Annotated in this window: 28 protein-coding genes; 10 read left to right on the plus strand and 18 right to left on the minus strand. The window is 64.4% G+C overall.

Annotated features, from left to right (window positions below; genetic code table 11):
- Positions 1 to 6 precede the first annotated feature (6 nt).
- A complete protein-coding gene (locus tag F6X53_RS11270; RefSeq protein ID WP_151000109.1) occupies positions 7 to 468 on the plus strand; it encodes a Ros/MucR family transcriptional regulator in 462 nt (153 codons plus the stop codon).
- A gap of 102 nt (positions 469 to 570) precedes the next feature.
- On the plus strand, positions 571 to 1,005 hold the full coding sequence (locus F6X53_RS11275) for a CHRD domain-containing protein (RefSeq protein ID WP_151000110.1): 435 nt from the start codon (positions 571 to 573) through the stop codon (positions 1,003 to 1,005).
- Between the two features lie 24 nt (positions 1,006 to 1,029).
- Here F6X53_RS11275 and rmf read toward each other — a convergent pair whose 3' ends face one another.
- Positions 1,030 to 1,212 (minus strand): ribosome modulation factor, encoded by a 183-nt coding sequence (gene rmf / locus F6X53_RS11280; protein WP_151000111.1) that lies wholly within the window; start codon positions 1,210 to 1,212, stop codon positions 1,030 to 1,032.
- A gap of 95 nt (positions 1,213 to 1,307) precedes the next feature.
- Entirely contained in the window at positions 1,308 to 1,583 is a 276-nt protein-coding gene (locus F6X53_RS11285; protein ID WP_151000112.1) for a hypothetical protein, read from the minus strand.
- A 193-nt stretch (positions 1,584 to 1,776) separates the two neighbouring features.
- Here F6X53_RS11285 and F6X53_RS11290 point away from each other — a divergent pair, with 193 nt between their 5' ends.
- Complete coding sequence (locus F6X53_RS11290) at positions 1,777 to 2,121, plus strand: hypothetical protein (RefSeq protein ID WP_151000113.1); 345 nt, start codon at positions 1,777 to 1,779, stop codon at positions 2,119 to 2,121.
- Between the two features lie 105 nt (positions 2,122 to 2,226).
- Here the strand turns inward: F6X53_RS11290 and F6X53_RS11295 are convergent, their stop codons facing one another.
- Positions 2,227 to 3,885: an OFA family MFS transporter gene (locus F6X53_RS11295; RefSeq protein WP_151000114.1), complete on the minus strand. Its 1,659-nt coding sequence runs from the start codon at positions 3,883 to 3,885 to the stop codon at positions 2,227 to 2,229.
- 1,233 nt (positions 3,886 to 5,118) lie between these two features.
- On the opposite strand from F6X53_RS11295, the gene F6X53_RS11300 reads away from it, so the two are divergent.
- The gene (locus F6X53_RS11300) at positions 5,119 to 10,200 is read left to right on the plus strand and encodes a tandem-95 repeat protein (RefSeq protein ID WP_151000115.1); all 5,082 of its coding nucleotides are present in this window, start codon (positions 5,119 to 5,121) and stop codon (positions 10,198 to 10,200) included.
- A 67-nt stretch (positions 10,201 to 10,267) separates the two neighbouring features.
- Here the strand turns inward: F6X53_RS11300 and F6X53_RS11305 are convergent, their stop codons facing one another.
- Together F6X53_RS11305 and F6X53_RS11310 are read right to left on the minus strand one after the other, a co-directional pair.
- Complete coding sequence (locus F6X53_RS11305; protein WP_151000116.1) at positions 10,268 to 11,560, minus strand: Y-family DNA polymerase; 1,293 nt, start codon at positions 11,558 to 11,560, stop codon at positions 10,268 to 10,270.
- A complete protein-coding gene (locus F6X53_RS11310) occupies positions 11,557 to 12,012 on the minus strand; it encodes a LexA family protein (protein ID WP_151000117.1) in 456 nt (151 codons plus the stop codon). The genes F6X53_RS11305 and F6X53_RS11310 overlap by 4 nt, the downstream gene beginning before the upstream one ends.
- Positions 12,013 to 12,132: 120 nt before the next feature.
- On the opposite strand from F6X53_RS11310, the gene F6X53_RS11315 reads away from it, so the two are divergent.
- The 5 genes from F6X53_RS11315 to F6X53_RS33660 all read left to right on the plus strand — a co-directional run bounded on the left by F6X53_RS11315 (position 12,133) and on the right by F6X53_RS33660 (position 14,199).
- Entirely contained in the window at positions 12,133 to 12,381 is a 249-nt protein-coding gene (locus F6X53_RS11315) for a DUF6894 family protein (protein ID WP_151000118.1), read from the plus strand.
- Between the two features lie 11 nt (positions 12,382 to 12,392).
- The gene (locus F6X53_RS11320; protein ID WP_151000119.1) at positions 12,393 to 12,647 is read left to right on the plus strand and encodes a hypothetical protein; all 255 of its coding nucleotides are present in this window, start codon (positions 12,393 to 12,395) and stop codon (positions 12,645 to 12,647) included.
- A 127-nt stretch (positions 12,648 to 12,774) separates the two neighbouring features.
- Positions 12,775 to 13,419: an SOS response-associated peptidase gene (locus tag F6X53_RS11325; protein WP_151000120.1), complete on the plus strand. Its 645-nt coding sequence runs from the start codon at positions 12,775 to 12,777 to the stop codon at positions 13,417 to 13,419.
- A gap of 63 nt (positions 13,420 to 13,482) precedes the next feature.
- Entirely contained in the window at positions 13,483 to 13,725 is a 243-nt protein-coding gene (locus tag F6X53_RS11330) for a DUF2171 domain-containing protein (protein ID WP_151000121.1), read from the plus strand.
- Positions 13,726 to 14,064: 339 nt separating this feature from the next.
- Positions 14,065 to 14,199, plus strand: coding sequence for a hypothetical protein (locus F6X53_RS33660; RefSeq protein WP_280526022.1), 135 nt, complete (start codon positions 14,065 to 14,067; stop codon positions 14,197 to 14,199).
- A 628-nt stretch (positions 14,200 to 14,827) separates the two neighbouring features.
- Here F6X53_RS33660 and F6X53_RS11335 read toward each other — a convergent pair.
- The 13 genes from F6X53_RS11335 to F6X53_RS11395 form a co-directional block, all read right to left on the minus strand.
- A complete protein-coding gene (locus tag F6X53_RS11335) occupies positions 14,828 to 15,262 on the minus strand; it encodes a helix-turn-helix domain-containing protein (RefSeq protein ID WP_151000122.1) in 435 nt (144 codons plus the stop codon).
- Positions 15,243 to 15,728, minus strand: coding sequence for a hypothetical protein (locus F6X53_RS11340; protein WP_151000123.1), 486 nt, complete (start codon positions 15,726 to 15,728; stop codon positions 15,243 to 15,245). The genes F6X53_RS11335 and F6X53_RS11340 overlap by 20 nt, the downstream gene beginning before the upstream one ends.
- 447 nt (positions 15,729 to 16,175) lie before the next feature.
- Positions 16,176 to 17,471, minus strand: coding sequence for a DUF4214 domain-containing protein (locus tag F6X53_RS11345; RefSeq protein ID WP_151000124.1), 1,296 nt, complete (start codon positions 17,469 to 17,471; stop codon positions 16,176 to 16,178).
- Positions 17,472 to 18,007: 536 nt separating this feature from the next.
- Positions 18,008 to 18,316 (minus strand): hypothetical protein, encoded by a 309-nt coding sequence (locus F6X53_RS11350; RefSeq protein WP_151000125.1) that lies wholly within the window; start codon positions 18,314 to 18,316, stop codon positions 18,008 to 18,010.
- A 306-nt stretch (positions 18,317 to 18,622) separates the two neighbouring features.
- Entirely contained in the window at positions 18,623 to 19,183 is a 561-nt protein-coding gene (locus F6X53_RS11355) for a hypothetical protein (RefSeq protein ID WP_151000126.1), read from the minus strand.
- Positions 19,183 to 19,461, minus strand: coding sequence for a hypothetical protein (locus tag F6X53_RS11360; protein WP_151000127.1), 279 nt, complete (start codon positions 19,459 to 19,461; stop codon positions 19,183 to 19,185). The genes F6X53_RS11355 and F6X53_RS11360 overlap by 1 nt, the downstream gene beginning before the upstream one ends.
- A gap of 79 nt (positions 19,462 to 19,540) precedes the next feature.
- Positions 19,541 to 20,803 carry a peptidoglycan-binding protein gene (locus tag F6X53_RS11365; RefSeq protein WP_151000128.1) on the minus strand — a complete coding sequence of 421 codons (1,263 nt, stop codon included), beginning with the start codon at positions 20,801 to 20,803 and terminating at the stop codon, positions 19,541 to 19,543.
- Positions 20,804 to 20,853: 50 nt separating this feature from the next.
- Complete coding sequence (locus F6X53_RS11370; protein ID WP_151000129.1) at positions 20,854 to 21,039, minus strand: hypothetical protein; 186 nt, start codon at positions 21,037 to 21,039, stop codon at positions 20,854 to 20,856.
- Between the two features lie 271 nt (positions 21,040 to 21,310).
- Positions 21,311 to 21,520: a hypothetical protein gene (locus F6X53_RS11375; RefSeq protein ID WP_151000130.1), complete on the minus strand. Its 210-nt coding sequence runs from the start codon at positions 21,518 to 21,520 to the stop codon at positions 21,311 to 21,313.
- Between the two features lie 39 nt (positions 21,521 to 21,559).
- The gene (locus tag F6X53_RS11380) at positions 21,560 to 21,904 is read right to left on the minus strand and encodes a hypothetical protein (RefSeq protein WP_151000131.1); all 345 of its coding nucleotides are present in this window, start codon (positions 21,902 to 21,904) and stop codon (positions 21,560 to 21,562) included.
- 9 nt (positions 21,905 to 21,913) lie between these two features.
- Positions 21,914 to 22,402, minus strand: coding sequence for a hypothetical protein (locus F6X53_RS11385; RefSeq protein ID WP_151000132.1), 489 nt, complete (start codon positions 22,400 to 22,402; stop codon positions 21,914 to 21,916).
- A gap of 12 nt (positions 22,403 to 22,414) precedes the next feature.
- Positions 22,415 to 23,041: a hypothetical protein gene (locus F6X53_RS11390; protein ID WP_151000133.1), complete on the minus strand. Its 627-nt coding sequence runs from the start codon at positions 23,039 to 23,041 to the stop codon at positions 22,415 to 22,417.
- Positions 23,038 to 23,574: a hypothetical protein gene (locus F6X53_RS11395; protein ID WP_151000134.1), complete on the minus strand. Its 537-nt coding sequence runs from the start codon at positions 23,572 to 23,574 to the stop codon at positions 23,038 to 23,040. The genes F6X53_RS11390 and F6X53_RS11395 overlap by 4 nt, the downstream gene beginning before the upstream one ends.
- A 111-nt stretch (positions 23,575 to 23,685) precedes the next feature.
- Here F6X53_RS11395 and F6X53_RS11400 point away from each other — a divergent pair, with 111 nt between their 5' ends.
- The gene (locus F6X53_RS11400; protein ID WP_151000135.1) at positions 23,686 to 23,937 is read left to right on the plus strand and encodes a hypothetical protein; all 252 of its coding nucleotides are present in this window, start codon (positions 23,686 to 23,688) and stop codon (positions 23,935 to 23,937) included.
- The last annotated feature ends 89 nt before the right edge of the window (positions 23,938 to 24,026 follow it).

The raw sequence follows: 24,026 nt of genomic DNA on the forward strand, positions 1-24,026 counted from the left end.
GTACAAGTGTCAGAAGAAACACAGGGCATCGCGCCCGAATTCGTCACGCTCGCGACCGATATCGTCTGCGCCTACGTGTCGAACAACTCCGTGCCGGTCGCGGACTTGCCCGCCTTGCTCGGGAGCGTGCATGCCGCGCTGAACGGCCTGGCGAGCGGAGCCGTGGCGGCGGCGCCCGCCGAGACGGTCGAGAAGCCGAGCCCGGCCCAGATCCGCAGGTCGATCACCCCGGATGCGCTGATCAGCTTCCTCGACGGCAAGTCCTACAAGACCCTCAAGCGCCACCTCGCGGCCCATGGTCTCGATCCGCACGCGTATCGCCAGCGCTACGGCCTGCCGACGGATTATCCCCTGGTCGCGCCGAGCTACGCGGCGCAGCGCTCCGAACTCGCCCGGGCGATCGGCCTCGGCCGGCCCGGCGCGCAGGCGGAGGCGCCGGAGCGGCGGAGCCGCCGCAACGCCGCCTGACCCGGATCAGGCGCAGGCGCGGGGCGATCCCGGCTGGCCACACAGGGCGAGAAGCCTATGTCCCGGATGCAGCCCGGATCGGACTGCGTCCGGGAGGTTCCCATGATCCACGCATTTCGTTCGGGTTTCGCCGCGCTCGCCCTCGCGGCGTCGCTCACCGCGGCCGGCGCGGCCGGCGAGACGACGACCTTCCGGGCGACGCTGAGCGGCGCGTCCGAGGTCCCGGCGAACACCGCCCCGGGCACCGGGACGGTCACGGCAACCTACGATCCGGCGAGCAAGACCTTGTCGTGGCAGGGCCAGTATAGCGGCCTCACCGGCCCGGTCACGGCCGCGCATTTCCATGGGCCCGCGGAAGCCGGCAAGAATGCGGGCGTGCTGATCCCCGCGACCGTGACGGCGAGCCCCTTCAGCGGCTCGGCGACCCTCGACGAGGCCAAGGCGGCGGATCTGACGGCCGGCAAGCTCTACTTCAACATCCATACGGGCGAGAACCCGAAGGGCGAGATCCGCGGTCAGGTCGAGAAGGCTCCCTGATCGACCCGGCCGGGGCCGGCGCCGTCACCCCAGGGCGAGGGGCAGGTCCGGCGCGTGATCGCGGGGGGCGCCGTCGTAGCCCTCCATCCAGGAGGTGCGCTCCTCGCTGTCGCGCGGGTAGGGGCAGGCATCCTTCGGCCGGCCGTGGATGCGGGCCTGGGCGCCCTGCGCGATCGGGTCGGATGGGTTGTGGCGAGACTCGGCCATGGGGTGGCTCCGGCATCGGTTGTCTCTGGGACAACCGGCCGGAGGCCCGACCGATCCCGAGGCGCCGGCGCGGCCGTTCGGCGTCGCGGGCGCGATCAGGCCTTCTCGGGCCGAGCCAGGATGATGGCGGTGGTGACGGTCGCGCGCTTGGTGCGGAACGAGGCGAGCGAACTGTCCGCGACGGCGCGGGCGATCGGGTAGGCCTGAACCGCCGCCGCGATGTCGAGGACGAAGCCGAAGGCGAGCGTGTAGAGGCGCAGGCCCGGCGTGGCGAGGTAGGTCTCGGCGAGGCGCACGATCGCCTCGGGCTTCACGGCTCCGCGCTCGAGGAGCTCGAGCACGGTCGGATTCTGGGAGCGCGCTGCGGACATGATGATCGGGCTCGTGAGGTCAGCCGCCCCGGGAGCGCGGCCTCGGCGATGCCCCAGCCATGTCGGGGAATGGTTAACGCGGCGTTAACCACGCCGGAGCGTACGGCACCGTCCGGGCCAGGCGGGCGCTCCGGAACTCCGCCGAGGCCTCGCACGTCGTCTCGCAGGATCGACACGAGCCCGGAGAACCGCCATGCGCGCATCAATCCTGTCCTGCCTCCCCATCCTGGTCGGCATGAGCGCGCCGGCCCTGGCCCAGGGCCTTCCCAGCGCGAACCTCAACAGCATCAACGATTCCCTGGCCGCGATGGGGCAGGCCAACGCCGTCCGGCAGCAGCAGATCACGAATGTCGACACCCTGCGGATGGACGCGCAGCGCAACGTGCTGTTCCAGCCCCAGGACGGCGCCGCCGCCCCGGTCATCCTGCGGAACGGGCGCGGCTTCGGCCCGGCGGGGCCGCGCCACAACGGGGGCGTTCGGGCCGGCCGCACCGGGATCGACCCGGGATTGGACCGGGGCATCTGCATCGGATGCTGAGGCCGGGCGCCGCCCGGCCGGCGGCCTGCGAATTGCCGCGATCGACGGCTCGATCGCGGCAAGGTCGGTCACGGCAAGATCGGTCACGGCAAGATCGGTCACGGCCTATCGGAACAGGATCAGCGCCTTCGAGAGCGTGATCCAGATGCCCCACAGGATGGGAAGGCCGACGACCGCCCAGGCGAGCATCGCGGGGGCGCTCAGCCCGCCGCGCCCGATCCCGAACGAGCCGGACGCAATCGCGCCGGCCGCGGCACTCTTCGTCTCCAGGGCCGCCACGTCGGCCTCCTCCATGAACCAGTGGCGGGCGAGGGGCCGGATCAGCAGGTTCGCCACGAAGCCCACGGCCAGGAAGCCGGCCAGGATGTAGAGGGTGCGCCCGTAGAGATCCGCCCCCTGCACGCCCGCCGCGGCCTGCACCTCGCGGATCTTCGTCACCACGAAGGGGCCGACGATGCCGGCGGTGGACCAGGCGGTGAGGAGCCGCCCGTGGATGGCGCCGACGAACTGCGTGCCGAAGACATCCGCCAGATAGGCCGGGATCGTCGCGAAGCCGCCCCCGTACATCGACAGGATGATGCAGAAGAAGCCCACGAACAGGGCCTGCGAGCCGATGCCGGCGGCCCAGGGCGCGGCGGCGTAGAGCAGGCCCCCGAGGGCGAAGAAGGTCGCGTAGGTGACCTTCCGGCCGATCCTGTCGGAGAGGGAGGCCCAGAAGAAGCGGCCCAGGATGTTGAACAGGGACAGGAGGCCCACGAAGCCGGCCGCGATGGCGGCGATCTGGGCCTTCTGGCCGGCATCGAGCGCGCCGAAGCCGACGCCCGGCAGGCCGATCAGCACGCCGCCGAAGATCTCCTGGAGCATCGGCGAGGCCAGGGCCAGCACCCCGATCCCGGCCGAGACGTTGAGGCAGAGCACCAGCCAGATCAGCCAGAACTGCACGGTCTTGTGGGCGTCGTCGAGATGGACGTGGCCGGAGGCGATCATCGCGTTGCGGGCGGCCGGCGGCGTCCAGCCGTCGGGGCGCCAGCCCGCCGGCGGGACCCGGTAGCCGAAGGCGCCGCCCAGCATGAACACGATGTAGCCCAGGCCCATCAGCGCGAGGGTCTGCCACACGCCCGCGGTGTCGGCGGTCTTGAAGGTCTTGATCAGGCTGTCGGCCAGGGGCGAGCCGATCATGGCCCCGCCGCCGAACCCCATGATCGCCATGCCGGTGGCCATGCCGCGCCGGTCCGGGAACCACTTGATCAGGGTGGAGACGGGCGAGATGTAGCCGAGCCCGAGGCCGATGCCGCCGATCAGGCCCATGCCGAGCCAGATCAGCCAGAGCTGGTGGACGTAGACGCCGGCCGCCCCGATCAGGAAGCCGCCGCCCCAGCACAGGGCCGCGACGATTCCGGCCTTGCGCGGGCCCGCCCGCTCGAGCCAGCCCCCGAAGAGGGCCGCCGAGAGGCCGAGCATCACGATTCCGATGGAGAAGACCGTGACGAGGTCGCTGACGCGCCAGTCGCAGGTGGTGGTCACGAGGGCCGTCATCACGCCCATGTCCGGGCAGGACGCGGCGCTCGGGCGGCCGACGCTCAGCGCCCGCGAGAGGGGTAGCCAGAACACCGAGAGGCCGTAGGCCATGCCGATGCAGAGATGGATGGCCAGGGCGGCCGGCGGCACGAGCCAGCGGTTGAAGCCGGGCTTGGCGACGATGTTCTCGCGCGACAGCCAACCCGGCGGTGCAACCGCGCTCCCGTGTGAAGCAGCAAGATCCATTCAATCCTCCCACGCCGACCTGTCCCGGTCGTGGGGGATCCATAGCAATTCAATTGCGCGCGGCCCAGCTTCGAATACGATCTGGGTGAGGATTTAATCCGCCGATACCGAGATCGACAGAATATTTTTGTCGGATACGATCCGGCGCCCGATCAGCGGGGAGGCTCAACCTTGTCGGATCGCCGTGACATCGTGCCTTGCAGCGCCAGGACAAAAGACGCCCGGGCGTCGCGCGCCATCCTGCGCGCCGCTGGCGACGGCGATGCTCTCAGGTTGGGCAAAGGCGAAACTTCTGCGCGGAATTTTGGCGGGCCCGTCATGCGGGCCGCCCGGAGGGCAGAAGCGCCTCGGAGAAAAACGCTCGATGCCGAGGTTCGATCGACGCCTCGACTGTTCATCGAGGGGAACGAACTGAGCGCTTGAAGGTATTTGGCTCCCCGAGCAGGACTCGAACCTGCGACAAAGCGATTAACAGTCGGAGCGATGTCCTTGAAATATCTTGGCTCTGTTACCGCTCGAGCCGAGCATCAAGGTGCGCATGCACGCGGCCTCGTTACAGGCGGCAACGGTGGTGCTCATCGTCGCCGAGGTCCAACACGTAGCTTACGGACCATCCCGCAGCAGTTCGCAGGGCACCGGTGCGCCGCGGATTGACTCGATATCTCCAGTGCCCGATCCGCCCTGTCGCGCGACGGCCACACTCAACTTTTTTTGACAAGTTTAGTACTAATCCGTACCGGATTTTCAACCATAGGTGGTACGAAGCTGCCCGTATTACAGCGCCCGTCTTGGTTATCGGGTCTGAGGGGAGTCCACAACGTGGCAGCCGGCACCAGTTTTCAAATTCCGACAAGCGATGCCGGCGATAGTCGGGATCGTTCCGGGAGTCTAGCTCATCTTCCCAATGGATATACTGTAGCCGCCTACTCACATGACAGCGACGACAGGCAGGGAAACCCAAGTGGACTTGGCATTCGCATTATTGGTTCGGACGGATCTCCTATAGGCGCCGAGTTCATCGATGCAGTGGGCGGCGGAAGTGTTTATGATCCTCAGGTGGCGGCGATTGACAGTAGCCACTTCGCTGTGGTTTGGTGTGATTATTCAGGTAGCACCCCTCAACAGTATGGCGCGATCTATACAGTAACTGGCTCGACGGTAACAGCAGGCGCTGTGCGTCAGATCAGCGCTAGTCCCTTGTCGGACAATGGTTCTGCCGCGTCAGTTGCTAGTTTGCCGAACGGCAATCTTGTCGTCGCGTGGACGCAGTATGCTTCTGACTTCACAAGCGCGCAGGTTGTTGCTCGAACCTTCGATCCCGGCCTCAACCCGCTTTCAGCAGAGGTGCAAGTCAGCGAAACGGCGCAGCCGAGCCCGACAGGAGTGCAGGTTGCAACCCAAGGTAACAATGTCGTCGTGGCATGGTCCCAGAACCAGCTCGATAGTAAAGTTCATACACTGGCATACGAATTTTCAGTCAACAATGATGGAACAGTTCCAGCATTAGCTCCAAATGATAAAGACATAAGTGTTGGTTCCAGTCTCCGCGATGTGGCTTTCCTTGCCAACGGCGACGTCCTGGTAGTCTATAATGGCGACGGTCCCACCTCGGGCGGGCTTGATGCCAGCGATACTCTATCGGCCAAAATTTATGGGCCGGGGCTAAGTGGAAGTCCGTCCGCATTTGCAGTGTCCGCCAACGTCGGCAATACGGGAACATCAACGGCGCAGGCTGTTGCGTTCGCAAATGGTGGCTTTGGTGTCTACTGGGCCCAGGGAACGTCTGGCGATCCGCAGAATCTAGACTTGTACCACCGTGTATATGATAATGATTATGTAGCGACATCTGCGCCGCTTCTCGTTCATCCGACCACTCCGAATGACGACGAGCGAAGCCCGCAGGCTTCTGTCGACGAGAATGGTAATGTGATTGTGCTTTGGGAGCCGAACAGTAATACTTTGTACGGTATTTATCTCGCCAATCAAGATCCAGACATGGTAGTCAATGTAGCGCCGACTGCCGAAAATGACACTCTCACGGTAGACGAAGATAGTGGTGTCACGATCGTCGACGTGTTGGCCAACGACAGCTCGGCGCCGGACACTGGCGAGACCCTGACGGTCACCACCGTCACGCAGCCAGCCAGCGGTGGGAGCGTGACGCTTACGGGCGGCGTGGTACGTTTTACGCCGGGCACCGACTTCAACGGCACGACGAGCTTCGGATACACTGTCTCGGACGGGAATGGCGGCACTGACACAGCGACAGTCAACGTCACCGTCAACGCGGTGAACGATGCGCCGACGCTCAGCCTATCACAGACCAGCGACACGCTGGCTGAGAACGCCGACACCTCAGCCCGCATGAAGCTTGCCGACATCACCGTGTTGGATGCCGACTCCGGCACCAATACCGTCGCGCTCACAGGTGAAAGCTCCGACCGTTTCGAGATCTACGATGGCGCCCTCTACCTGAAGGCTGGTGCCAGTCTCGACTTCGAGACGGCCCAGAGCCTCAGCGTCACCGTCAGCGTCGACGATGCCACCATCAACGGCACGACGCCTGAGGATAGCGAGACCTTCACGCTTACCGTCACGGACGCGAACGATGTGCCTGTGACAACCGGACTGACCAGCACCCTAACCCTGAACGAGGACGGGCCGGCGACCGCACTGTTCACAACGCCACCCACCGTTTCGGACGGCGACAGTGAAGGTCTGGACGTAACCCTGACCCTCGCCGACCCGAGTGCAGGCAGACTTACTGGTCCCGGCCTCTCGGCGCCCGGAATTCCCGGCGTTTACTACCTCTCTGGCTCGCCGGCGGGGACCGCAGCATTGTTGGCTGCGGTGCGGTTCGAAGCGGCTGCCAACTTCAACGGTGAGACCAGCGTGCAGGTTGTGGTCAGTGACCGCGACTCCACCGTGTCCCAGCCCAGCGGCACCGTCAGTATCACTGTCAACGCGGTCAACGATGCGCCGACCGCTACGAACCTGACGCAGCCGCTCACCGTCCAGGAGGATGCGGCAGCCACCCCACTGTTCACCGATGCGCCCACTATCGTGGACATCGACAGCGCCGTCGTTACCGCCACCCTGACGCTTGCCGATACGGCCGCCGGCAGCCTCACGGGCGCAGGCGTCGACGTGAACGGCGCCTACACCATCACCGGTGCACCGGCGGCGGTCGCGGCGGCGCTGGCCAACGTCAGCTTCCTTGCGGAAGCAAACTACAGCGGCAGCACCTCGGTGGCGGTCGCCATCGACGACAGCCAGAACGGCCCGCAGGGCACCAACCCGACCGGCACCATCAGCGTCACCGTCAACGCCGTCAACGACGCGCCGACGTTGAGCCTGTCGCAGAACAGTGACACGTTGGCCGAGAACGCCGACACGTCAGCCCGCATGAAGCTTGCCGACATCACTGTGTTGGATGCCGACTCCGGCACCAATACCGTCGCGCTCACAGGTGAAAGCTCCGACCGTTTCGAGATCTACGATGGCGCCCTCTACCTGAAGGCTGGTGCCAGTCTCGACTTCGAGACGGACCAAAGCCTCACCGTCACCGTCTCCGTCGACGATGCCACCATCAACGGTACAACGCCCGAGGATAGCAAGACCTTCACGCTCACCCTCACGGACGTCAATGACGCGCCCACAGCCACGAGCAACCTGACCCAGACCGTGACCTACACGGAAGGGGATGCGAGTGTGGCGATCGATGACATCGTGGTCACCGATTTGGACGCAGGTGAGGTGGTTACTGCCACCCTCACCCTGGCTAACCCGGCCGCTGGCACGCTTAGCGGCGTGGGCACAGGCGTAGAGGGTGTCTACACGGTCTCCGGCAGCGTCGCCCAGGTCAACACCGCCCTGGCTGCTCTCGCTTTCGCGCCCGCGACCAACAACGATCTCGACACCACGATCAGCGTGTCGATCAGCGACGGTGAGGCTCCGGCGATCACCGGCACGATCACCCTCGATGTCACGCCGGTCAACGATGCACCCACGGCTACGAACAGCCTGACCCAGACCGTGACCTACACGGAAGGGGACGCGAGCGTGGCGATCGATGACATCGTGGTCACCGATTTGGACGCAGGTGAGGTGGTTACTGCCACCCTCACCCTGGCTAACCCGGCCGCTGGCAGCCTCAGCGGCGTGGGCACGGGCACTGACGGCGTCTACACGGTCTCCGGCAGCGTCGCCCAGGTCAACACGGCCCTGGCTGCTCTCGCTTTCGCGCCCGCGACCAACAACGACCTCGACACCACAATCGGCGTATCGATCAGCGACGGTGAAGCCCCGGCGATTACCGGCACGATCACCCTCGATGTCACCCCCGTCAACGACGCGCCGGCGCTCACCTTGGCGACGACGGGCACGGCTATCGAGGGGCAAGCAACGGTCATCGACGCCAACGCTGCAATCAGCGACGTGGAGCTTGACGCGCTGGCTGATACCAACGGCAACTACAACGGCACAACGCTCACAGTGAGCCGCCAGGGTGGCGCCGATCCGCAAGATGTGTTCGGCGTCGGCGGCGGCTACTACATCGCAGATGGACAGCTCCTCAACCCTGAGGGCGATCCGATCGCCAACGTCACCAACGGCAACGGAACGCTCACGATCGCGTTCGGCGGCCACGCGACTATGGTCACAAACGCGACCGTCAACGCCGTTCTGCGCGGTCTGACCTACGAGAACACCGACCCCGCCCCACCCAACACGGTGACGCTTGCCTACACCTTCTCGGACGGCAACGATGGCACAGCCGCAGAGCAGGGCGCAGGCGGTCCGCAGACCGCGACCGCGACCACCACGCTCACTATCGGCGAGATCAATGACGTGCCGGTGGTCACTGGCGAGACGCTAACACCGATTGCCGAAGACTCGGGTGTGCGCACGATTTCGTTCGCTAGCCTGCTAGCCAACGACACGGCCGGTCCCGCGAACGAGAGCGACCAGAGTTTGACCATCACGGCCCTCAGCAATGTGGTGGGCGGTACCGCCGCGATCCGCGGCACTGATGTTTTGTTCACTCCAGACACCGACTTCAACGGTCGAGCCAGCTTCACCTATACCGTCACCGATAACGGTACGACGAACGGGGTGGACGATCCGCTGTCCAGCACTGCCATCGCCTCCTTCGCCATCGAGGCAGTCAACGACGTTCCAGTGCTCAGCGGCGACAGGACGCTCTCGGTTCAGCGTGCGGGCACGGTCGTGCTCACCCAAGCTGACTTGACCGCAAGCGATCCCGACACCCTTGATGGCCAGCTCATCTACACGGTCATCGGCACCACTCGCGGCAGCGTGCTCCTGGACGGCAACGTGGCCTCACGCTTCACACAGGCCGATCTGGACGGTGGCGACGTTAGTTTCCAGCAGGACGGCAGCTCGGACACGGCTGCTGGTTTCACCGTCACGCTCAGCGACGGTTTCGCGACCCTCGATCCTGCGACGGTGAGCGCCATCGTAGCTCTCGATCCCCCCGATGAAGGAGGGCCTTCGCCGAAGCCCGATCCCACGCAATTTGGCGCTGTCGAGACTAACGCAGCTAGCCAGCCGGGCGGCGTGTACGCACTCTACGAGGCTCTGCTCGACCGCGCTCCCGACCCGCTCGGGTTGGAGGGCTTCACCGCCGCGTTGGAAGCCGGAGCGAGCCTCAAGGACGTGGCGAACGTGATATTGCTGTCGCCCGAGTACGGCGAAGCTGCAGCAAGCACCGACACCTTCATCTATGATCTCTACAGTAATCTGCTGAACCGTTCCCCTGAAGCTGCTGGGTTGGAATTCTTCACCAGCGAGCTCAACGCAGGCGTCAGCCGAGCAGAAGTGGCGGTGCAGATTGCCACCTCGACCGAGGCACAATCCGTTCTTCGGCCAATCTTCGAAGCTGGTGTGTTCGTGCCGGATGCAGACGAGGCAGCGGTCGCGCGGTTGTACTACGGCATCCTCGGGCGGACGCCGGAGGCGGGCGGGCTTCAAAGCTTCACGGCTGGTGTGGAGCAGGCCGGAGCGACGGGTGGCTCGGCGGGAGCAGGGCAGGCGCTCTCAGCGGTGGCGAGTGCGATGCTGTCGTCTGGTGAATACCTGTTCGGACACGCTGGCCAGTCCGATGCGGATTTTGTGAACTCGCTTTATGAGCAAGCGCTTGGGCGTGATGCGGAGGCAAGCGGTTTGCAGGGCTGGACGGACGCGCTGACGCATGGCGCGAGTCGAGCGGACGTTGCTCTCAGCATTGCGCAGAGTCCCGAAGCTCAGGTGCACCTGAGCAGTCAGATCGAGTCTGGGTACTTGATCTTCGGGTAGAGCCGAGGCTGTTACATTCTTCAACGTGGAAGGCTGCGAAAAATCGCAGCCTTCCCTCACCTAAATCTTAGTAGGCCTGTGCTGTTGGTAGCTCAGCAAGTTGGGTCGTGTAGCGCGGCGTGCGCATCTCAAACTTCGTGCTCCAGGCGCGCTTCTCCTCCAGGCCGGCTCTGGCAGGAACCACGCTGCCGCGCCCAAATCGCACGTTGCAGGTGTCGATCGCAGCCATCAGCGGACCGGAGCGCTCCCGGTCGAGCTGTCCGATCAGCGCCCGCGGGCTGGTCTCCAACAACATGAGGTCCGTCGTCACCACGCCGGCCTTGCTGTAGCGCCAGGGCCGCTCGCCAGGCTCGCGCCACGTCTTCTCGACACCAAGCCGCGCCGCCTTGATCAGCGCCAGCGTGTCGTTCGTCGCTTCGGGCAGCGTGACGGTGGTCGAGACCGAGCGCATCGGCTCGCCGCGATCATGCTCGCTCGTGTGATAGAAGACGCTGACGTGGTTGGTGCCGAGCCCTCCCCGCCGCAGCTTCTCGCCGAGCCGCGTCGCGTGCGCCGCGACTGCCTGTTCCAGCGTAGCGCGATCCTCAATGCGCTTGGAGAACGAGCGGGTGACCGCACAACCCTTGCGCTGAGCCGGCAGCAGTTCGAGCGGCAGGCAGGCGAGGCCGCGCAGCTCATGGATGATGCGCTCGCCCACCACCGTCATCGCCTTGCGGACCGGGCGCGGGTCGAGATCGCGCAGGTCTGCCACCGTATCGACGCCCATGGCTTCAAGCTTCGCGAGCGAGGCGCGCCCGATGCCCCAGACTTCGCCGACATGGACGCGACAGAGCCAGGCCGCCCGCTCATCCTCGTCCGAGAGGTCGCAGACGCCGCCGAGCTCGGGGATGCTCTTGGCGATGTGGTTGGCGAGCTTGGCCAGCGTCTTGGTCGGGCCGATGCCGACGCAGGTCGGGATGCCGGTCCAGGCTCTCACCGTGGCGCGCAGATCGCGGGCGAGTTCCAGGCGCTCACGCTCGCGCACGTCCGAGAGGTCGAGGAAGCTCTCGTCGATCGAGTAGATTTCCACCCGCGGTGAAAAGTCCCGGTAGACCGCGTTGGTGCGGGCCGACATGTCGCCATACAGCGTGTAGTTCGAGGAAAATACGCGCACGCCCTGGCGCCGGCATAGGTCGCGGATCTTGAAGTAGGGCTCGCCCATGCGGATCCCGAGCGCCTTGGCCTCGGCCGTTCGGGCGATGGCACAGCCATCGTTGTTGGACAGCACGATCACCGGCACGGCCGCGAGCTTCGGATCGAACACCCGCTCGCAGGAGCAGTAGAAGCTGTTGCCGTCGATCAGCGCGATGGCGCGGCTCATCGCACGAGCCCGGCGCGGGCGATGTGCCAGCGGATCGAGAAGCGCACGACGCCCCAGATCTCGCCGTCGGCCATCTCCTCGACCGCGAAGGCGGGCAGGTCTGGGTTGTCGAAGGCGAGGCGTGCGACGTTGCCGTCGATGACGAGGCGCTTGATCGACATCTCACCGTCGATCGCCGCGACCACGACGCTGCCGTGCCCGGCCTTGAGGCTACGGTCCACTACGGCGAGGTCACGGTCGAAGATGCCGGCGCCGCGCATACTGTCGCCGGAGATGTTCCAGGCGAAGGTTGCGGGTGGGTTCGGCGCGAGCCAGCGCGGCAGCTCCAGCGCGCCTTCCAGGAAGTCGTCGGCCGGCGAGGGAAAGCCGGCGCAGAGGCACTGGCCCAGGATGGGGATGTGGACAAGCGCTCCCGAGCCCGCGGCCAATTCGCCGATCCGATAGACGTCCACGCCTCGCCCCGGTACGAGAACAGACAAAGAACAAACACTATGGGCCTGCCAGCTTCAATCCGGCCCAGCGAGCGATCGCGCGAGCCTGTGCATGCCTGTGGACAGCGTTGAGGAAAGCGAATGCCTGCCGATCGTTACCGCTTTCACTGCACCGATGGTCGGCACGCGGTTTTTGATCGGACCGGCAAGCGGGTGGCCGATCCGCTGCTAATCTGGGGTCACGCCGAGCGCGTCGCGCGCGAGGTCATTCAGAGCTGCGGCGGCCGCCTCGATTGGGCGGGTTGGATCGTCGACGTTCACGACAGCAAGGGCCGACACGTCGGCACGCTGGATTTCAAGGATGTGCGCGACGAGCGCCAAGCGGCTTAGGGACAGCGATCATGGGTATGAAGACGACTTTCCTGGTGCAGACGTTCGTGATCAAACGGAAGAGGCTCGGTCCGGGCGAGCGGCAGCTCGCACCGACGGAGAGCGGAGCGCTGAAGCGCGCCGAGGCCATGGCCGGCCGGAACCCCGGCACCGCCGCGCTCCGGATCGTAGCCGACGACGAGACGGGCGAGCTGGAGAGCGCGACGATCCTCGGTCAGTTCGGAGAGGTGCCGGATGATTTCGCGGAGGGGCTAACCGGCGGCTGAGGGCGGCAGCAGGCAGGGCGACAGGATGGCCTTCAGGCCGAAATCCGCAGCGAAGACAAAGGGCGCGAAGTTGGTATCGGCTGCTCATGCACTTGAACCTTAACCACTGTCCCGCGACGATGGCCGCATGTGCAACCTCTACAGCCTGAACAAAGGCCAGGACGCCATCCGCAAGGCGTTCGGCCTTACGGAGGACCGAACCGGCAACTTGCCGCCGCTACCCGGGATCTTTCCCGATCAGATGGCGCCGGTGGTGCGCCGGCGCGATGCCGGACGTGAGCTTAGCATGATGCGCTGGGGCTTCCCGCCTCCGCCGAAGGTCGGCACGCAGCCGGTCACGAACGTCCGCAACGTCGCCTCGCCCTACTGGCGGCCGTGGCTGAAGCCGGAGCACCGCTGCCTCGTGCCGGTCTCAGCCTTCAGCGAGTACGCCGACACCAAGCCGAAGAAGACGCCGGTGTGGTTCGCTCTCGACGATGATCGCCCGCTATTCGCCTTTGCCGGCATCTGGCGCCCGTGGACGGGCGTGCGCGGGCCGAAGCGCGACGAGCCGGTCGAGGAGGAGCACCGGCTTTACAGCTTCCTTACGACCGAGGCGAACGGCGTGGTTGGCCCGGTGCACCCCAAGGCCATGCCGGTGCTGCTGACCACCGAGGACGAGTGGAGCGCGTGGCTCGAGGCGCCGGCCGAGGAGGCGCTGAAGCTGCAGCGGCCGTTGCCCGATGCGATGATGAAGGTCGTCGCGCGGGGTGAGCGGCGGGACGTGGGCTGACCCGAGCTACCGGAACATCATCTCCGGCGCCTCGTTGAGGCCGCACGGAAAGGGAGATGAGACATGGTAGACGCCGACCAGATTCGGGAACATGCGACCGTCGTTGGTTCGGACGGCGAGCACGTCGGCACCGTCGATCACGTCAACGGTGGCGAGATCAAGCTGACGAAGAGCGATGCGGAGGCGGGCGGGCTGCACCACTACATACCCCTGGACTTCGTGCAGTCGGTCGAGGGCGATCAGGTCCGCCTTAGCAAGCCGGCTGACGAGGTGAAGCGGGAGTGGAGCACTTCCGGCGCGGCATAGCCTGCACCGCCCACTCTGCTTGCCATCAGCAAGCGCGGTTGGCGCCAAGAAGCGGACCGAGCCAACGTTCGAGGAAGACCCGGCCCGCCTGTCCGACCGCAAGGGGGAAGGATTCGCGGGCAGACGCTGGATGATGGGAGCGGCGCAGTTAGCGGGTCGTTACCGCCGCCGGGTTCAGTACCAGCACCCCAGGCATGACGAAGCCCACGCGGCGAGGCCGGCCGGATGAGGCGGCAAGCGGATTGCGACCTATCCGGGTTGATCGGCACAGTGGGGAACCGGAACTACGCCCTGGCCGGAGGGATAGCAGGATGAGTGCATAGGACCCTGCTTGACGCCATGGCCCCCTACCTCCGCGCTGTCATCGCCGTCGCCCTCGTTGCGGTCATCCTCGCGCTCCTGGCCACGTATCTCCGCACCGGACCGATGAAGAGCACCTTGGAAGATCCGCCCGCGAAGACGGGGACACCCTGAGGTGCGGCTGGCTGTCCTCCGCTCAGATGCCAGCCCAGACGTGACGAAGCCCGCGCGGTGGGTGCCGATAGGGCTAAAGGGTGAGCACGGCGGATATTAGAAGCGACAACAGCGCGAATAACTGAGGGAAAAAGCGCGAATGAGCCTCATGCCACTATTTTTTCCTCAAATATCCTGACTAGGCGCTCCATTCGATGCGGATGTCATTATCTGTAGTGCGCCTAATCTTATTGTCCCGTCTTCAGTTTCGCAACGAACGCGTAGCAAACCAGGCGAGCTAATGACGAATGGAGAAAGAACGAACTGCGCTTGAGTACTTATTACTCTATTACTGTCTTTTACGACCGGTTGACTGTTGACATAGGTAGCCTGCTCTTCAGGCGACGGGAGCCCGGGACTCATTTCCGCAATAACGTCTTCATTCATAAAGATTTTGAAATTCGTTTTTTCTATTGGCCTTGTGGATACTCTTATCAAGAAAGCGCTAATGCACAATCTGACTAAAGTAACTGGAAATTGATCCGCAACGACCATCCCGCCTTGATAGCACCCAACATACGTGAGTTTGTTTCCAACTTCATGCCGGATGTCATCGGAAAAAATTGAGTATCCAAATGTTTCCATTTGCCTAGTCCACTCCGACGCTCACACTCGCTGCGGGCCTGCCTGTTGTGGACTCGCCACTAGCCACACTAGAAAAAGCAGATGTCCCACTTGAGTTGAGGCCTTTTACAAGCACAGGCCTTGCAGGCCCCGTTGACATCGCGCCGGTAAAATAGTTAACTTCTTTAGTTTGCTCAGGCTTTGATAATGAAAACTCAATATCTCGATCAAGGGCCCATGCAAGCTCCGCCACCGACCTCAGCGTTAAATTCGCTTCGCCGCTCAATTGACGATTAATCACGGATCGATTAACGCCAAGTTTGGTCGCGAGCTTTTGTTGGTTAAGGCCAGAGCTCTCCCTCTCCTCAACAACAGCTTTCTGCAGCTCATTTCTAACTCGCGTGATGAAGCGCGCGGCTTTGCGGCCGCGGCTGCCTACATCAAATCGAAATGACGTCATTGGGATCTATCCCGGTGATACAAAGCGCTTCTTGTAGGCCCATGGCTTGCCGGATGCGGGCAACCTCATTGAGATAGCCGTGATAGAGATCGTGATCTTTGACACGATCCGCCCACGCGCCAAAGACTGCAAGGAAGCAGTCCCTTTGCAGAAACCAACCAAAGATCCTCAGATCGGGGGTCTTGAGTTCCCAAACAGACGATCGAGAGGGCCGAAGGATGCGGAACTGTCGGGTATGATTGAGCGGCGCTCCGCTAATATAGTCAGCGAACAGGGCGTCAAGCTGCTCCGCAGGGGAGAGCTCGAGGCCGAGTGGCGACGGGTCTGGAGACCCTAAAAGCTCTGTTAGCCATTCCAAGAATCCCGGCGTTCCGAACAGCATGCGCTGAGGTTGATCGCGTCGATCAAGCTCCACCTCGATGGAGACGATCTGCCCGCCTTCACGCAATTTGGCTACTGTTGCCATATAAGTCAACGGGCTGGGAGGGGCCGACGCTCTCAGGATGAAGCGTCCGTTTCCAACATAGCGGCCAATCTACCCGATGCTAGGTGGCCACGCTTCCAGCGCGAAGTGCGGCGCCTCCCTTGCTCATTCGGCCGCTGCCTCTCCTCCTTTTTCCCTGCTGAAGAAGAGCTCGCATGCTGAGCGGCCACCAACGAAAAGCCCCGCGAGCCGTGAGGCTGCGGGGCAAGTTGGCGATTGAGCTGGCCTCAGGAGAGGGTCCGAAACAGCTCGGTCTCTGCGGAGCCAGAAAATTGCCTCCGCCGCCGCAGGTTGGCACGGCATGGCATCCGTGCAAATTGCCCTGCTAAGCTCGTTGGTCGTAGTTGTTGAGGCGCAAGCGGAGTAAGTCCATCAGAAAAGCCCCGCGAGCCTGAGGCTGCGGGGCTGGTTGAGTGTTCCAGATGGTGATCAGATCAAGTGCCAACCCAACTCGATCTGACTGACGTGGACAGTATGCGCCTCGGCGCTGTCCGAGAGTTGCACCGCCAGATCAGCCCGTGAGGTGCCGCTGTCGAGGCGTGCCGTCCAGAACTGCAGGCCGTCCGCATCGGCATGCCGGCCCAATGCGTTCCCGTAGAGCGCGTCCACATAGGCGTTGTTGGCCAGAGAGCCGTACTTCGCTTGGCTCTCCGGGGTGGCGAGGAAGGCCTGAGCGAGGCCGCTCAGCGCGCCGCCTTGCTCAAGCTGATGAGCCCAGAACTCCAGGCCGCCCGCATCCGGGGCTCGATCGAGCATGGTATAATACAGCCGTGCTACATCGGCAGCCTGCGCGTCCGGCACGAACAGGCCAGCGCCGAACACCGGCTGCAAATTGCTTAAATGCTCTTCGGAAAAGACGAAGCCGTTCGCCACGTCGATGCGCGCGGCATTGTTATTGAGCTGCTCGGTCCAAAAGGAGAGACCCGCGCTGTCGGCATCCCGATGCAATGTGGCTTGGTAGAGCTGCTGTACGAAGGCCGCATTATCGAGCGCGCCAGCCCGTGCTTGCCCCTCTGCCGAGAACAAAAACTGCTGGCCTACATCGCGCACGGTGGTGCCGTGCTCAAGTTTATCAGCCCAGTACTCTAGCCCAAGCGCATCCGGCGCGCGCCCGAGCAATCCGTCGTATAGCGCATAGACCTGACCGCCCAAACTATGCGCATCAGTCGTAACCGTCCCAAAATAAGCTTGGTTTTGTAGATTTGGAGAATTAAAATCAGGCGTCAGCGTGTACTTATAAATGGAATAATCGATAGGTAAAAAGACGCTGTCATTGACATCTATTTTGAGGTCAAAGCCGGTGCTCACATTTCCAAGCTGCGATGTAGAAACCGAGAACTCGACAATTTTTCCGTCAGCGCTAAAGACTGCAGGCAGTGGACCTGCCAGAAAGGCCCCGAAATCAGTTCCGCTGTATAAGTAAGGCTTCCCGTCTGCTGCAAAATTGATGAAATACTCTGCGCCAGTGCCCGAGCCATCGTAGGCTTGGCCGCCGGTCGTATCGGTGTGATCGGTGTTCAACCAGAAGGTTGTGTTTGGCCCAATAGCGACAGCTGATTGAAGTCCAAAAATGTAGTTGTCGCCCTGCAGAGTGCCATAGAGCGCGTAATTTGCAACGCCAGTTCCGGGCGTATCAAGACGCTGCGTGGCCTGCCAATCTGCGAGAGATCCGTCAGCTACGATAGGCATTGGAATCACTCCACGCACATCGATCTCCGCACTCACGGCCAGGTCGAGCTTTAGCCTACAAAATCGACATTTCTTGCCGATCTGACACGAGCGCTTGTATGAAGATATATGCCCGTTTTTTCGGATCCAAGGGTTCTAAATTGTGAGTATATGAACAGTAAACAGTACTAACATGTAGTCCATTTGGTGTAGCCATATTTACAGAATCGGAAGGAACAATTTGCGTTTGTCGCGACTGGAATAGGAAAGCCGGACGATTTGAGTGTGCCGGGCTGCCCGAGGTTGCGTCACCGTAGTAAGCCGGGCGGTCAGTCTGCCGGCGCCCAGGAATGAGCGCAACAAAAAGCCCGCGCCGGCGATGGAGTGCCGGGCGGGCTGAGGTTGTGTCGGAACGAGATGCAAGGGAATGATCTCGCGAGATGATGCTGCGCCTTGGGCGCCTCGTCGGCAATACGGCGACGCTGCTCATGAGGAGCTATGGTGAGCGCAAAGGTACTAACAGTGACGAAAAAACCCGCCGCGGCGAACCGGGCGGGCTGAAGGCGATCACGGCTCGAAGCCAGGTAAGAGAACTAGGATTCAAACACCTTCGTGCTGTGCCATGTCGCCTGACTATCGGGTTGGTTTCTGTCGAACGTGATGCCAGTTAAGCGGCCGTCCAACCCGAAACTACCATTGTATTCTCCCTTTGATCCATTACTCCAATCAATCACAAACAAAAAACCGGTATCTGATACGCTGCCGTTTCCTGTTCCGCTGACGCTTCCGTTGCTATGAGTTCCAACGCCTTGCAGCCTATCATCATTTTGTTGCAGTCTAAAATTGACAATTGGTCCATTGCTCTGAACCGCGTTCCAATTGCCGCCGACGTTTTTCGACATGACATGCCTCCTACAAGGGCGAGATCAGACTGGATCGATCAAACGGATATGACTTCAGCGTGATTATAAGTGCTGTTATATTCTGGAGGCTAATCAATATTCAAAAGGATATATGTGACGTGGATCACAGACATGAGGATGCCTTGATCACGCTCAAGCGCAGCGCCGATCCCTGCTTTGAAAATTGTTTGGTTCGACTGAGCGGCCAATTTGCAGATCACCCCCACCGATCCCGCATCACCGCTGCGACCGCGAGGCCGATGAGGATGCCGGCGAGGAGCGCCACGGCGAGGTGGCCCGAGTTGGTCATTGCTCACTCGTCCGGCGCGGCAGAATCTCGAACTCCAGTGGCGGCAGCACGCTGACGATCGACCAGCCCAGTGCCCGCTGCAGTGGGTTGCAGTCGTAGGCCAGGACGCCATAGAGCCGCCCGCGTCCCGGCATTGCGTCGAGCGGGATGAAGGGACCGATCGTCTCCTCCTCACGGCCCATCTCGCCATAGGCGTCGAAGCGCTCGGCCTCGTAGTCCAGGCGCCGGCCGCCGCCGTCGATCATCCACCAGCGCCGGGTCAGTTCGCACTGGCGGTCACGCTGACGGATGCCGTGGATCAAGATACGCTCGCCGACATGCACCTGCCGGTTCGGGTTCACCACCTCGCGCACGATCTGCCGCACCGGAACAGCACGGTCGACCACCATGGAGAAGATCCAGGCCAGCGCAATGAGGATGGCGCCGTAGTAGATGACGTTGAGCACCCGCTGCACGTTGGCCTGGCGGCGGGACGGACCGTAGGCGAGTTCGATGGCGCGGGCGTAGATCTCGTCGGTGCGGTCGAGTTCGGGCATCGGAGGCTTGTTGCTGTCCATCAGTGCGGCACCCCGCCCTTCACCAGCACGAGGCCGAGCGCCGCCGTCAGGACCGCGCCGAGGATCGCCTTCACCAGCCAGCTCACGTTGTTCTTGAGGCCGGCCACGTCCTCGGCAACCTCCCGCAGCTCGGTCTTGGTGGCGTAGACGTTGCGCAGGTCCTCGCGGATGCCCCGGACGTCGCCCAGGACGGCGTCGACCTTCTCCTTGGTCACCGCCATGTCGATCTGCATCTTGACCCAGGCCGCGTCGTCCGAGGTCGGCTGTTGATCCCCCATCAGCTTTTCTCTCGGCGCTTGAAGACGCAGGAAGGCAGGGCGGTGAACACCTGCGTCGGAAGGTGCGAGCGCATCCATCTCACCGCGACGCCGGGCGACCGAACAGGCTGCCGAGGATCCCGCCGAGGCGCGGACCGTCCGGCGCCATCGCCACCGGCGGGCTCGGTGCCGGGTCGGGCTCGCCGTTGTGCAGGCCGGTTCGCTCGGCCACCACGCGCGCCTTGACGATGCCCTGGGCGGCAAGCGCGTTGTAGATGTTCAGCAGGATGATCAGGACCGGCGCCACCCAGGGCGGGAGGAAGCCAAGGATCAGGCTCGCCGGGAACGGCAGGCTCGACAAATCGCCCTGCCAGTTCTGCGCGAGGTACTGAAAGACGCCCATCGCGCCGAGCACGATCTGCCAGACCGAGGACCAGGTCACGCGGCTGCCCTGGATCGCGATGATGGAGCCCTGAGCGCGGAGGTCGGCAGCAGTGGTGCTGGCGCGGGCCGCCGCGATCTTGCGGGCGTTCGCGTCGTCGTCGAGCGCGGCCTTCGATTGCGGGCCCCAGTGCCCATCGGCGGTGATACCGGATTGGGTCTGCAGCGCGATCAGAGCGCCGGCCGTGGACGGCCCCCAGATGCCATCGACCTTGCCGACCATGTAGTAGCCGAGATCGCGCAGGCGCTTCTGGATCGCCTCGATCTCGTAACGGGCGAGCGACTTTTCGGCCCAGTTGCCGGTGGTGACGGACATGCGGTCGCTCTTCGGTTTGGCGGGCGTGGCTGGGGTCGGAGTGGCCGTGACGCCGAGCTCGGTCTTCGCCCGCTTCAGCGCGGCCTTGCGGTCGGCCAGCCCGTTCGTGCCGCCGTTGATCTTCTTCGTGACCGCGACGACATCATCGGCATCGGCCAGCGCGTTCAGCCCGCGCGTGTCCCAGAACCAGAACGCCGCCATCAGCGCCCAGGGGAACTCCTCGAGCTTCTCGGGCTCGGCCTCGAAGTCGGGAGCCTCGGGGTAGCGGCGCTGGATCCAGGCCGTGAAGGCGCGATAGTTGTCCCGACCGGTGATCTGGATGGGGCCGCGCCCGCGGTAGCGGCTGCCGTCGCCGGGCTGCGTGTTCCCGAGGTCCTTCCGGCCCTCGTAGCGCTTCTGCGCTGCGGTCGGCCCCCAGATCTCCCGGACGTACTTGAATCCGGCGCTCTCGTGCGCGAGCTGCGCGAAGAAGTGCGCCTGCCGCAGCGGAGTCGTGAGCCCGAAGGCGGCGGCCAACGGGTTGAAGCTCTCCGCGATCTTGGCGGCGAACGGCGCAGTGCCGCCCGCGATCGCGCGCAGCTGCGCGGCCGTGATGGTCCCGGTCATCGGGTTCTCGCATTGTCAGGAGACGCGCGGCGACCGGCCGGCTCGGGTGTTCAGAAGTCGCCGAGTGCCGTGGCAAGCGTCAGAGCCACCGCAGTGAGCGCGAAGCACACGCCAAAGAGTATCGCGAGATCGCCGGCCGCTCTCTCGGCGTTCGACTGGCCGCGCTCGCCGAGAATGGCGCCCCAGACGAGCAGGAGGGCCGCGAAACCTGCAAAGAGGGCGGCCGGGATCAGCATAGGGCACCGCCGAGCGAACGCAGGATTATGCGCCCTGCGACGCCCGTTTGACTATGTGTCGCGTCACTCTCCGACCCCTGAGCGGTGCGACAGGCGGGCCGGTCGTTTGCCAACCGATCGCGGCCGGCCCGCTGCCTTCAAGGCCGGGTCTCAGCCGGGCAGGTTCAGCCACATCACGGCGACGGCGATCAGGAGCGCCGTACCGGCCGCGAGGGCATGCGTGATCAGCTCGCGGCGGCGCGCGGCTTCGAGCTCGTCGGGCATGGCCGGATCACCTCTTGCGCCGCTCGCACACCGTCTTGGCGTAGCGGCCTTCGATCTCGTCCGGAGACCGCGCCAGGGTCGCCATCCCACCCATCAGGCAGGGGAACGGCGTCGGCATCGTGCCCAGCACCCGGACGTCGAGCGCGGTGTCGCGGGAGCAGTCCTGCGCCGCGACGGAGGGCGCGCAGATCAGGACGACGGCGAGGATGAGAGGCATGCGGTCAGTCGCTCTCTTCGGCGCTGAGGTGCGGCGCCGCTACCGATGCGCCACGATCGTCCAGGCCATGGCCGTGCCGGCGATCGCGATGGCGGCCGTGAAGCCGATCTGGACCGTGTTCGGCGCCGTGACGGTGGCGTAGGCGATGTTGAGCCCGGCCGGCAGCGGCAAGGCCGGCGTCGCCGTGATGCACTCGCCAACCGCGAGCACGTCGCCCGCGATTTTCGGCGTGACGGTCACCGTCGAGGTGCCCTGCCCAATGAGCAGGAGCGCCGGCAGGTTGGCAGTTCCTGTGAAGAAGGCGTTCGCGTTGATCGTGTCGCCGGGCTGCAACCGCTGCGGAAGGCCGTCACTGCCAAGGACAAGCGGGGGCCGCGCGGCCATGGCGCCACCTCAGAGCAGGATCGGCAGCTCGACGTCGACCTCGAGCTCCGTGCTCGACAAGGCCGAGCCGATGCAGACGTTGACCTGGCCGGCCGTGGTCGGCGGGGTGGCCGTCAACTTCCCGGGGTTGGCCGCGTCGAGGAAGTAGTAAGCGCCGACCGCGAGGCCGCCCGTGGTGCCCGCGACCGCATCCCACTGCGCCGTGGTGCCGGCCAGGATGCCGCTCTGCGCGATCGATCCTGTGGCGCCGGCCGCGATCGAGGCGTCGTAGACGAGGCCCACGAGCTTCGCGCTCGCCTTGGCGTTGGCTTGGCCGCGCTTCACCGCCGTGCCGGACGAGGCAAAGACCGGCGTGCCGAAGGGCAGCACGGTGGCTGTCTCGCCGTTCGCCGCCACGCGCAGCGAGGGCGCGTTCGTCGGCACCGAGACGGCATCGCCCGGCTGCAGGACCTGCGGGAGGCCGTCGTCGCCGAGGACCAGGGGCTTGCGAAGTGCCATGACGTGTCTCCTTCAGAGCAGGATCGGATCGGCTTGGATGAAGGCGAGGGTCTGCGCCGCGATGGCGTTGCCGACGCGGACGGAGCACTGGCCGGGCAGGATCGGCGGCATGACTGCGATGCCGCCCTCGGGCGCGAGGAAGTAGGTCTGGCCGACGGCGAGCGACGGTGTGCCGGCCACCTCGGTCCAGTCCGGCAGGGTGACGTAGGTGCGGACACCGCGGCCCGCGAAGCCGGTCCCGACGTCCACGGCAGCAAGCCCGACGACGAAAGCGAGCGGGTAGGTGTCGGCCCGGGCAATCCGCAGCGTGCTGTCGGCGCGGGAGAGCGCGACCGGCATCCCGGCGGCGATGTCCTCGCCTGCGGCCGCCGTCACGGTCGGCATGCGAGCCGGGGCGCGATTGCACTCGTCGGAGACGTAGGCGAAGGCCTCGTCCGGGCCCTCGAAGCCGCTGCCGTCACGCCGGGCGTAGTCGGTCCAGAGCGCCGCCACGAGGGTCTGATCGGCGTTGAAGATCTGGAGCGTGATCAGGTCGCCGACCCGGCTGGCCACCAGTGTGCGGCTCGGGAAGGCCGCGTTGACCATGCTGACGAAGATCGCGCCCCGGTCGGCATCGTGGAAGACGCGGATCTGGCTCATGCGGCGGGCCGGATGCTAGCGGGCGCGACGAGCACGGTCTCGCTCGTGACGAGCAGCGGCACGTTCGAGGTCAGAAACAGCGCGCAGCCGTTCGCCAGGAAGCCCGCGAGCACCTGGAGGCGAAGCCGGAACGTGGTCCGCTCCGGGATGCCGGCGCCGTTGAACAGGGTCTGGGAATCGGACGCGACCGGGCCGAGCGTGGAGCCCACGTCAGCATCGGTCCGAAGCTGTCCGCCCGCGATGGTGGCTGTGACGATCAGGTTGACCGTCACGTCGATGAGGTCGCCCATGGCGCGGCCGATGAGGCGGTTGTCGGACCAGAACGTGTGTCCGGCGAACGGTGCGTTGAGCAGGTCCTGCGTCAGGCTCGGCGTCGGCACGAACCGGACCTGCTGGCGGACCCCGGCCGCGAAGCTGTCGTCAGCCTCGACGCTGCGCTCGGTGTAGGTGACCTGCCCGAAGCCGGTGTTGAGACCGGGCGCGCCAGGACGCCCCTGCGGCGGGAAGGCGAGCGGGGTGAGCGGTGTCCGCATCAGGGAGCTTTCTCCGTCAGGGCCCAAACGCCTGTCGGAATTGGTGCGGGCAAAAGACATTTGTGAATGCCGCCCTGGATCCACGGCGCTTCAGTGAGCCACGATGTCTGCATGCTGAAGCGCGCGCTCGTGCAACCGGAACCCGGAATCGTCACGTTCCAAGCGACTTGGGCGGCGGCACTTGGCGGTCGCGAGCAGGCTCAACTCGGTTGGGTCGATGGAAGTCTTGCTGTGGTCTTGCTTCCGGCCGTGCCGGGCTGGTTTCTTCATACCGGCTTCGGCCCGTGTGACGCGGAAGGCCTCGTGTTTCACACCCTCGCCGAAGCGCGTGAGTGGATCCTGCACCGATACGCCCAGAGCTGACGGGCTCCCTACGGCCGGAAACAGCCGGAAACCAAAATCGCGCGGGCGTGATTGGGCGGGGTTGGCCGGCGGGCGTATCGCGGTGGCGG

It is taken from the genome of Methylobacterium soli (genome assembly GCF_008806385.1).
Lineage (GTDB): Bacteria > Pseudomonadota > Alphaproteobacteria > Rhizobiales > Beijerinckiaceae > Methylobacterium > Methylobacterium soli.

Bases quoted from the DNA above. Each gene is read 5' to 3' on its own strand.
- F6X53_RS11275 (WP_151000110.1), top strand. From the start codon at position 571: ATGATCCACGCATTTCGTTCGGGTTTCGCCGCGCTCGCCCTCGCGGCG.
- F6X53_RS11350 (WP_151000125.1), bottom strand. From the start codon at position 18,316: ATGTCGAAAAACGTCGGCGGCAATTGGAACGCGGTTCAGAGCAATGGA.
- F6X53_RS11305 (WP_151000116.1), bottom strand. From the start codon at position 11,560: ATGAGCCGCGCCATCGCGCTGATCGACGGCAACAGCTTCTACTGCTCC.
- F6X53_RS11390 (WP_151000133.1), bottom strand. From the start codon at position 23,041: ATGAGCCAGATCCGCGTCTTCCACGATGCCGACCGGGGCGCGATCTTC.
- F6X53_RS11380 (WP_151000131.1), bottom strand. From the start codon at position 21,904: ATGGCCGCGCGGCCCCCGCTTGTCCTTGGCAGTGACGGCCTTCCGCAG.
- F6X53_RS33660 (WP_280526022.1), top strand. From the start codon at position 14,065: ATGGCCCCCTACCTCCGCGCTGTCATCGCCGTCGCCCTCGTTGCGGTC.
- F6X53_RS11360 (WP_151000127.1), bottom strand. From the start codon at position 19,461: ATGGGGGATCAACAGCCGACCTCGGACGACGCGGCCTGGGTCAAGATG.
- F6X53_RS11375 (WP_151000130.1), bottom strand. From the start codon at position 21,520: ATGCCTCTCATCCTCGCCGTCGTCCTGATCTGCGCGCCCTCCGTCGCG.
- F6X53_RS11335 (WP_151000122.1), bottom strand. From the start codon at position 15,262: ATGACGTCATTTCGATTTGATGTAGGCAGCCGCGGCCGCAAAGCCGCG.
- F6X53_RS11370 (WP_151000129.1), bottom strand. From the start codon at position 21,039: ATGCTGATCCCGGCCGCCCTCTTTGCAGGTTTCGCGGCCCTCCTGCTC.
- F6X53_RS11365 (WP_151000128.1), bottom strand. From the start codon at position 20,803: ATGACCGGGACCATCACGGCCGCGCAGCTGCGCGCGATCGCGGGCGGC.
- F6X53_RS11295 (WP_151000114.1), bottom strand. From the start codon at position 3,885: ATGGATCTTGCTGCTTCACACGGGAGCGCGGTTGCACCGCCGGGTTGG.
- F6X53_RS11330 (WP_151000121.1), top strand. From the start codon at position 13,483: ATGGTAGACGCCGACCAGATTCGGGAACATGCGACCGTCGTTGGTTCG.
- F6X53_RS11285 (WP_151000112.1), bottom strand. From the start codon at position 1,583: ATGTCCGCAGCGCGCTCCCAGAATCCGACCGTGCTCGAGCTCCTCGAG.
- F6X53_RS11340 (WP_151000123.1), bottom strand. From the start codon at position 15,728: ATGGCAACAGTAGCCAAATTGCGTGAAGGCGGGCAGATCGTCTCCATC.
- F6X53_RS11385 (WP_151000132.1), bottom strand. From the start codon at position 22,402: ATGGCACTTCGCAAGCCCCTGGTCCTCGGCGACGACGGCCTCCCGCAG.
- F6X53_RS11400 (WP_151000135.1), top strand. From the start codon at position 23,686: ATGCTGAAGCGCGCGCTCGTGCAACCGGAACCCGGAATCGTCACGTTC.
- F6X53_RS11355 (WP_151000126.1), bottom strand. From the start codon at position 19,183: ATGGACAGCAACAAGCCTCCGATGCCCGAACTCGACCGCACCGACGAG.
- rmf (WP_151000111.1), bottom strand. From the start codon at position 1,212: ATGGCCGAGTCTCGCCACAACCCATCCGACCCGATCGCGCAGGGCGCC.
- F6X53_RS11290 (WP_151000113.1), top strand. From the start codon at position 1,777: ATGCGCGCATCAATCCTGTCCTGCCTCCCCATCCTGGTCGGCATGAGC.
- F6X53_RS11325 (WP_151000120.1), top strand. From the start codon at position 12,775: ATGTGCAACCTCTACAGCCTGAACAAAGGCCAGGACGCCATCCGCAAG.
- F6X53_RS11320 (WP_151000119.1), top strand. From the start codon at position 12,393: ATGGGTATGAAGACGACTTTCCTGGTGCAGACGTTCGTGATCAAACGG.
- F6X53_RS11395 (WP_151000134.1), bottom strand. From the start codon at position 23,574: ATGCGGACACCGCTCACCCCGCTCGCCTTCCCGCCGCAGGGGCGTCCT.
- F6X53_RS11315 (WP_151000118.1), top strand. From the start codon at position 12,133: ATGCCTGCCGATCGTTACCGCTTTCACTGCACCGATGGTCGGCACGCG.